The organism is Bifidobacterium sp. POST2/T3 (B1) (assembly GCF_058197115.1).
On the sequence record NZ_JBVPQK010000129.1, the window covers coordinates 1 to 7,059 of the forward strand.

At 54.4% G+C, this 7,059-nt stretch carries 9 protein-coding genes; 8 read left to right on the forward strand and 1 reads right to left on the reverse strand.

Annotated features, from left to right (window positions below; genetic code table 11):
• Positions 1 to 526 precede the first annotated feature (526 nt).
• A complete protein-coding gene (locus AC0AP0_RS07125; RefSeq protein WP_490429895.1) occupies positions 527 to 1,282 on the forward strand; it encodes a Sir2 family NAD-dependent protein deacetylase in 756 nt (251 codons plus the stop codon).
• Between the two features lie 837 nt (positions 1,283 to 2,119).
• A complete protein-coding gene (locus AC0AP0_RS07130; protein ID WP_490429896.1) occupies positions 2,120 to 2,746 on the forward strand; it encodes a recombinase family protein in 627 nt (208 codons plus the stop codon).
• A 49-nt stretch (positions 2,747 to 2,795) separates the two neighbouring features.
• Here AC0AP0_RS07130 and AC0AP0_RS07135 read toward each other — a convergent pair whose 3' ends face one another.
• Positions 2,796 to 3,392, reverse strand: a complete 597-nt coding sequence (locus tag AC0AP0_RS07135) for a hypothetical protein (RefSeq protein WP_490429897.1) — start codon at positions 3,390 to 3,392, stop codon at positions 2,796 to 2,798.
• A 162-nt stretch (positions 3,393 to 3,554) separates the two neighbouring features.
• Between AC0AP0_RS07135 and AC0AP0_RS07140 the strand changes: the two genes are divergently transcribed.
• The 6 genes from AC0AP0_RS07140 to AC0AP0_RS07165 all read left to right on the forward strand — a co-directional run.
• Entirely contained in the window at positions 3,555 to 3,926 is a 372-nt protein-coding gene (locus AC0AP0_RS07140) for a hypothetical protein (RefSeq protein WP_490429898.1), read from the forward strand.
• 616 nt (positions 3,927 to 4,542) lie between these two features.
• On the forward strand, positions 4,543 to 4,911 hold the full coding sequence (locus AC0AP0_RS07145; protein WP_490429899.1) for a ribbon-helix-helix protein, CopG family: 369 nt from the start codon (positions 4,543 to 4,545) through the stop codon (positions 4,909 to 4,911).
• A 706-nt stretch (positions 4,912 to 5,617) separates the two neighbouring features.
• Entirely contained in the window at positions 5,618 to 5,761 is a 144-nt protein-coding gene (locus AC0AP0_RS07150; protein WP_015021173.1) for a hypothetical protein, read from the forward strand.
• A complete protein-coding gene (locus tag AC0AP0_RS07155) occupies positions 5,762 to 5,956 on the forward strand; it encodes a hypothetical protein (RefSeq protein ID WP_490429901.1) in 195 nt (64 codons plus the stop codon).
• Between the two features lie 9 nt (positions 5,957 to 5,965).
• A complete protein-coding gene (locus AC0AP0_RS07160) occupies positions 5,966 to 6,118 on the forward strand; it encodes a hypothetical protein (protein WP_490429903.1) in 153 nt (50 codons plus the stop codon).
• A gap of 354 nt (positions 6,119 to 6,472) precedes the next feature.
• Positions 6,473 to 7,059, forward strand: a 587-nt coding sequence (locus AC0AP0_RS07165) for a hypothetical protein (RefSeq protein WP_490429904.1), incomplete at its 3' end; no start/stop codon positions are given.

Consider the following 7,059-nt stretch of genomic DNA (forward strand, 5'->3'; position numbering starts at 1 on the left):
GGCATCGGACTGGCAATCAAAAAGCTATAAGTAGCACAAACACGCTCTTGAGTTCTCAAACCACCACCACACCAACAAGCCATTCAACTTCCTCCCGGAAGAAGAACCGCCGTGTTGAGCAGCAAGAGATAAACTTACCACGAGCCGGCCAAAACGCAACCCGGCCTTCCCTCAAAGACCCTCAAAACCAGCAATAACAAGCCCTCAAACGGCGTGTCGTTTCATGCTCCTTTCTAACTTCGAGTCTCACGAAGATGGGCCTTCAGCCCACGGTCCCCACTTCATGTACACATTTTATTCACAAGGCAATAATCAGGCCACAGCTGGTTCGGCGTGTCAGCATAGCCCTTTCGTGGTCGTTCTGAATTCTGGCCATAGGCAGCCATATCCAGTGCGCGTTTCTCTTTCTGCCCTCAAATGCCACTCATCCACAACTCACAGACGTCAATGTTGATATAGGTGCATATTCGCGCACCATGTCGGTCTTCGACTCATAGAGTCTATTAACAGATGGTAAGACGGGTGTATGAGCACAACAATTGCAGTACTGACCGGTGCGGGCATCTCGACTTCCGCCGGCATACCGGATTTTCGCGGGCCTGACGGGGTTTGGACCAAGCATCCCGATCAGATGAATGTCTATGACTTGGACCTGTTCATGAGCGACCAGAAGCAGCGGGAGTACTCATGGCGGTGGCAGAAGGAGTCACCGGTCTGGAAGGCCCAGCCCGGAGTAGCGCACAAGGCACTGGCCAGGCTGGAGCAGGCAGGCATGCTGAACCTTCTGGCTACGCAGAACTTCGATGCCCTTCACGAGAAAGCCGGCAACTCCGAGGATGTCATCGTGAACCTTCACGGGACCATCGGCAGTTCCCATTGCATGAAATGCGGTCAGCCATATCGGACGGCCGACATCATGGCCAAGCTCGATCAGGAACCCGATCCACACTGCCACAAGCGCATGTCCTACCAAGGCAACATGCCTTGCAATGGCATCATCAAGACTGATGTGGTCTATTTCGGTCAGGCCCTGCCCGAGGGAGCCATGGAAAAGAGCATGAGGCTAGCCAGCCAGGCTGATCAATTCTGGGTGATCGGCTCCACCTTGGAGGTGTATCCGGCGGCCTCACTGGTGCCGGTGGCAGCCCAGGCAGGTGTGCCAATCACCATCATGAACATGGGTTCAACCCAGTATGATTCTCTGGCAACCCGACTCATCCACGAACCCATCGAAGAAGCACTGCCCAAACTCGTCGACAAAACCATCGCCGGACAGGGTTGATTCGCTGACTGCCCCGCGCAATTGCTGGAACAGATCTGCGATCTGCAGATTTCTGATGGGTCCTGCAAGAACCTGCGGGGCCCGCTATGGCAATCCTTGCGCCGTCTTCCGTCCCACCACAGGCGGGCTCCGCCTGTACCGGTCCCCTGTCAGCGTCGTTTTGGAACACCGGCACCCCTAACACACGGATACTCTGCATCAGGTAGCGAACCCCTGCCCCAGAAGAAGGACAGCGAATCGACTCCGGAAGCCAAGGTCCTCCCGCCCGAACAAAGCTCTGATGCCCTGGACATGCCCTTATCAGCACCGACGAGGACTGGGACCGGATACCAATAGGGCCCATGAAAGTGGAACAGGAATAACCGCTCTCCCCCCGCCCCTCTGCATCCAACTCGCCCCCGTCCCATCTCCCCACCTATTCGCAGCACCGACAGAGTCGATTCTTTGCTTCAAAACACCCATAGCCACGCCACAATGATCAGCGGGCACCCCACTGGCTTCCAGCCATACATTCCCAGCGGAGCCTCTTCATGCCCGATAGCATACTTTTAGTAGAGCCATAAGCTCAAAACACCTTGCCCCAACAGAGCTCCGACGCTTCCGACATAGAATCTGGCTCTCAGATAGTCACCAAGGAGATTAAACGCGTAATAGCCGAGTTCAAACTCGCCTGAAAGACATGATCACGAGCCCAAATTCATCGGGAAAAGCACCGACGCCTCTCGCCTGCTTAAGAAACGACCGTTTTACGGACAAGTGCGCGCGGCCCCCAATCCAGGCTGGTACAGCGTCAAATATGTGTAAAAATGCGTCCATAAATGTATGTATGATAAAGGTATGGAATATTCAGACAGGGCCGGCCTGAAAATCGGCTATGCGCGAGTGAGCACGCTGGAGCAGAACGAAGACCTGCAGACCGATGCCCTGAAGAAGGCCGGCTGCAAGAGGATTTTCACCGACCATGCGTCGGGCGCCAAGGCAAGCCGCCCTCAGCTGGACCGGATGCTGGACATGCTCCGCCCGGGGGACACGGTGGTGGTTTGGAAGCTGGACCGCCTCGGGCGCAGCGTCCAGAACCTGGTTGACTTAATGGACCGTTTCCAGAAGATGGGGGTGGAGTTCCGCAGCCTGACCGAGAACATGGACACCAGCACGTCGGGAGGGGTGCTGATCTTCAATATCTTTTCGGCCCTGGCCCAGTTCGAGCGGGACCTGATCCGGGAACGCACCATGGCCGGCCTGAAAGCGGCCAGGGCCCGAGGGAGGAAAGGCGGCCGGCCCAGCAAGCTTTCCGATAAGGACATCGCCATGATTCGCCAGCTGTACGACTCCAGGACCGCGACCGTCCAGGAGATAGCCGACAGGTTCAACGTCAGCCGAAGCACCATCTACAAGGCCTTGGAACACTCGAAGGAGCGGAGCCAGCAGCATAACGCACCGTTTGGGTATTATTTTCCAGCCTAACGCTCTGTTTACGACCAACAAACCATGCTGTTTGATTAAAGCCGCAGGCTCAATGAGAGAAAATAATAATTAAAACGAGTACGACAAGGGAACACGCATACATCAAGTACATGGCGTAAATAGCCAATGAAGTATTGGCATTCGACTCTCTCAACGTCTCTATTTGAGCGCTTAGGTTTTCAATGAGGGAGGTTGTTTTTTCTTCCTTGGATTGTTCCTGATTCAGCTTCGTAATATCCTGAAGCTCCTCGTCATCCCAAGAAAACTGGATAGAAGATTTGCAGAGCACTAGTACGGCAATAAACACAGCGCAAAACAAAAGGATAATAAAGAAAACGACAACGACCCATAATTTTCCTGTAAGACTATTCGAAGTGGACTTCGATAAGAAGGCAGCGAAGGCGGATATAGCGCCGAACCCCAGCAGGCGCGCGGCAAGATCCATCTGCTTGTCGTGCTTATCCTGGAGTTCGTTGTACCTCAGCTGAGTCTGCTCAAGGGTCCATTGAAGTTGTTGCTTTTGGTCTTCGCTCATCTGCTGGCCCTGTTTATGGGTTTGTTGAGAAGTTTGCGTTCGGCCACCTTTCTTGCGAATGAAACCCCGTATTTTTCCCTTTGGCTCTGGCCATTTCGTCCTTTTCCCCATAACGGATGCCTCCCTATCATGCTGACATGAATAATATTATTGGCCGCCCCTGCCCAGAAATTCATAAAATATGTACCACTCCCTTATTCAATTGAGGAAGCGGCGCCAGGGCCGTATTTGGCTATTAGAGACCCGGGGAGGAAAGGAAGAGAAGGTCTGATCATGACGATGACAAGCGGGTACATCAAGGAAGAAGTAGGGCTTCTGCAGCAGGTCAACCAGGGCATCAGGACTTTCACCCTGGCCAACCCGTCGTCCCTTCGGTTTACATACCCCACGCGCGAAGAGATCTACTTTGGTTCCGGCCTCAAGCCGCTGATATGCGGGGAGGAGGGCATCCTCCTCTACGACCATGAAGCCCGGCAGTACATGGGGTACTTCCCCGGCCACCTGGAGATTGGCAAGGAGACGCAGATACGTCCATGCACCAACGGCGAGGAATACGACACGACAGGGGAAGAGCATCCGGTCGACGACCCCGTGCAGGAAGAGTACGGCACCTGCACCGTCGCCGGCCCAGTCGAAGAGCATTGAGAGAAGCGCCATGCCGCTCGCATTATTCGGGGGAATGGGACGGCATGGCAAGGCCCAGCCTACGGCCTGGAGTCAAAGCGCTAGGGTCTGGATCGAAGAATATGGATAACCCGGCATGCGGGCGTCTGGTCACCAGCGGCGGACCCTGGGGTACACCTGGCCCGCCAGCAGCTGGCCGATGACACTGCTAGCCGCCTGCTCGGCCCTGGCTCTGTCCTCCGGAGACACTTCCTCGCCTGCCATGGCCCTTATCGTAAAGACATATGGAGAGCGTACCGTACGCCCATACCATGGGTAAAGGGCCGGGCGTACGTGCGGACGGGCTGCCAGAGCCACGAAAAAGCATATTAGGGTTTTTCAATCAAAGGATCCGAAGCTGAAGCGAATCCTTGAGGAGGCTGCTCGCCACAGCAAGGCCGCGTATGAAAAACCAAGGGAAACCAGAAAAAGAACGTAATCCTTTACTGTAGGTCGTCAGTGTAGTACCACATAGATAGAAGGTGGGAGAGAGGAGCTCCAACGCTCAAGATGACCGGACCCGCCAACAAACACGACCGGTAGACGGCCAAACAAGGATCAACAAATAAACAATCAGAGAAAAACCGAGGTAAACATCATGCTTGCACACGAGTACGAGTCTAAGACGGAAGAGGAGTGTCGGCAGATGGAAGAGCTGGCTGCCAAGGCCGAACGCGGGGAGCGCCTGGACGTCGTACCAGGCTCCGTACGGCACATGGATCCGAACCGCGAGGTGGACAAGGACCAGTTCTTCCGGGACCTTCATACGGAATTCGACCAGATGCGCCTGCGCCGGGCCGAAGCCACCCAGGTGGCACGGAAGACCTGGAAGATCCGGGTGCCTAAGGATCTGGACGACAAGGCCAGCCAGCTGGCCAAGCAGGAGGGCACAAACAAATCCGCCATCATCCGCAAGGCTGTCGCCTGGTACCTCCAGAACACGGACAAGCGGCCGACAGCAGCTTGACGGCCGACGCGGGAGGATGCAAGGGCGTTCCGGGAATCCATGAAGATTGGAATTCCTGGGGTGCCCTTTTTCAAGTGTCGGGAAGAGGCTGCGCGTAGGTGATTCCGCAGGGTCTGTCCAGGATGGCCAGCCGTTCCTGGGCCATCCTGGTGGACAGATTCTCCACCTCCATGCACGCGGTACAAGCCTGCCGGAGCCGGCAGGAAAGAACAGAGCCGGACGTGCGCGCCGGAAGAACTGCCGCAGTCAGAAACGAGCATTTCACCGTTATCCCAGAAAGGGTCCGAAACCAGCTCACCACATCCATAAAACACCAGCAATTACAGCCCACCAAACGTAACCACCCAAGCATCAGACCCACCAGCAATCACGAAACCACCATCATCAACACACCCCAAGTGCACCAACCAGCGCAGACAGCAATCACGTCCAGATAAGCCACAATCAGACCAAATTCAAGAGATGGACCTTGAATGTAATTTGAGGGACTTTGAATGCAGCAAACCCTCTTAGCCCCACGCGCATTAAATCTAATCAGAAATCCCCTATATACCTATATACCTATACTAGAAAACTTGAATTTTTGATTTTGACCGTGGATAACTTCGCTTCACGGGCATTGGGAAGACGCCCATCGAGAAGCTGCGCGAACAGATTAAGAGCGTGGCCGGAGAACTGCAATCGCTGCTGGACGAAACGAGGAGACATGGACAAGAACCCGAACCAGAGCAACGAGGAGGACCTGAGTGCACGACTGTGCGAGACGAGGCAGGTGCTCGAGGAGCTCAGGAACTACCAGGGCGCGCAGATACAGCTCGTCACCAGCCGCCAGGTGAACCTCAGGGAGTAGTTGGAGACGATAACCTCCACGATGGAACAGGCCAACCAGATGCTGTTGACCAGCTTGCAGCGATTAGAGGACTCAGGCAACAGGCAGAGCGAAGCCTCAAGGAAGGTCATCCTCTTTGGCTACAAGGCGTTCGAGGAGAGCGTGGAGCAAACGGCCAGTAGGGACGAAACACAGCTCAGGAAGATGTACGACTAGCAGCGGCACGTGAACGAGCAGCTCTTAAGCCTGCAGAGCAAGCAGAACAGCAGGCTCGACTCGCTCGCCCACGACGTCACACGACACCTCGACGAGGCCCTGGCCTCACTCGATAGACAGGCCAGCGAGCAGATCAGACGAATGGGCAACCGGCTCGACTGACATCAAATCCGCAACTGGCTGACCGCCACCATCCCCACCAGTGTCATCACCAGCGACATTCTCTACATGATTCCGCACTACACCCACTAAAACATCCCATGCTCATGGTTTGAGTGTAACCAAGCAAACTGGTCGTGGGAGTGTTGTTCGAACTCCGGCAAGGGTATTGTTCCAGGAGTAGCCAGCGTCATCGTACCGGTTCGGATTCCACATCGGTATCAGTGGCATAAGAACGGTCTCTATATGTGAGAGGCCCGGATGAATCAGCTGTATTTATGAGGTAAAATAACCCGTGATGGAAGATTTTTCGCCATCATATTTGCCTTCAAAGGAGAAGACTATGAGGAAGTTTTGGTGAGGTATTTGCAAATTCACTGGATTCAACGGTTGACGGTTTGGGCTTCCTTGATTCTCACCATGGTGGTGACATTCGAGATGCTTATCACTATCGACCAGGAGCTTCCTGCAGGTACCGGTACCTCTTTCACCGTCGAGAGGGTTGATACCGCGACGAAGGCGGATGCTGTGCGTGCGATTGCTCAAGCATCAAGAAATTTAGGGATCAATGTCTTCAAGATCCAACCTTCATTTCGTGACTCAATGAAGTCTCGTGTTCTCGTGGCCTTTGTGGGTGACCAAAAGTCTTTTCAACGAAATGGAGGGTACGATTATCCTTCCTTTTCAACGCGTGACCAGTCAACGAAGGTAGTTTCTTTTGAAGAGATTACCACCCAGGACTTGCGCGGAAGCTATGCGACCAATGCGGATAGGTCGCATATGGAACAGCTCGCCAAGGCTTTGTCACGTTCCCGGATAGTGGTTGACGAATCACAAAGCCTCTGGTCACGAGGCTTCTGGATAGCAGCGATGATATACGCGTTAGGGAAGGGTGGCCTTTGGGCGGGAGTCGTTATCATCGCCATCACATTGGTGGTTTCCAC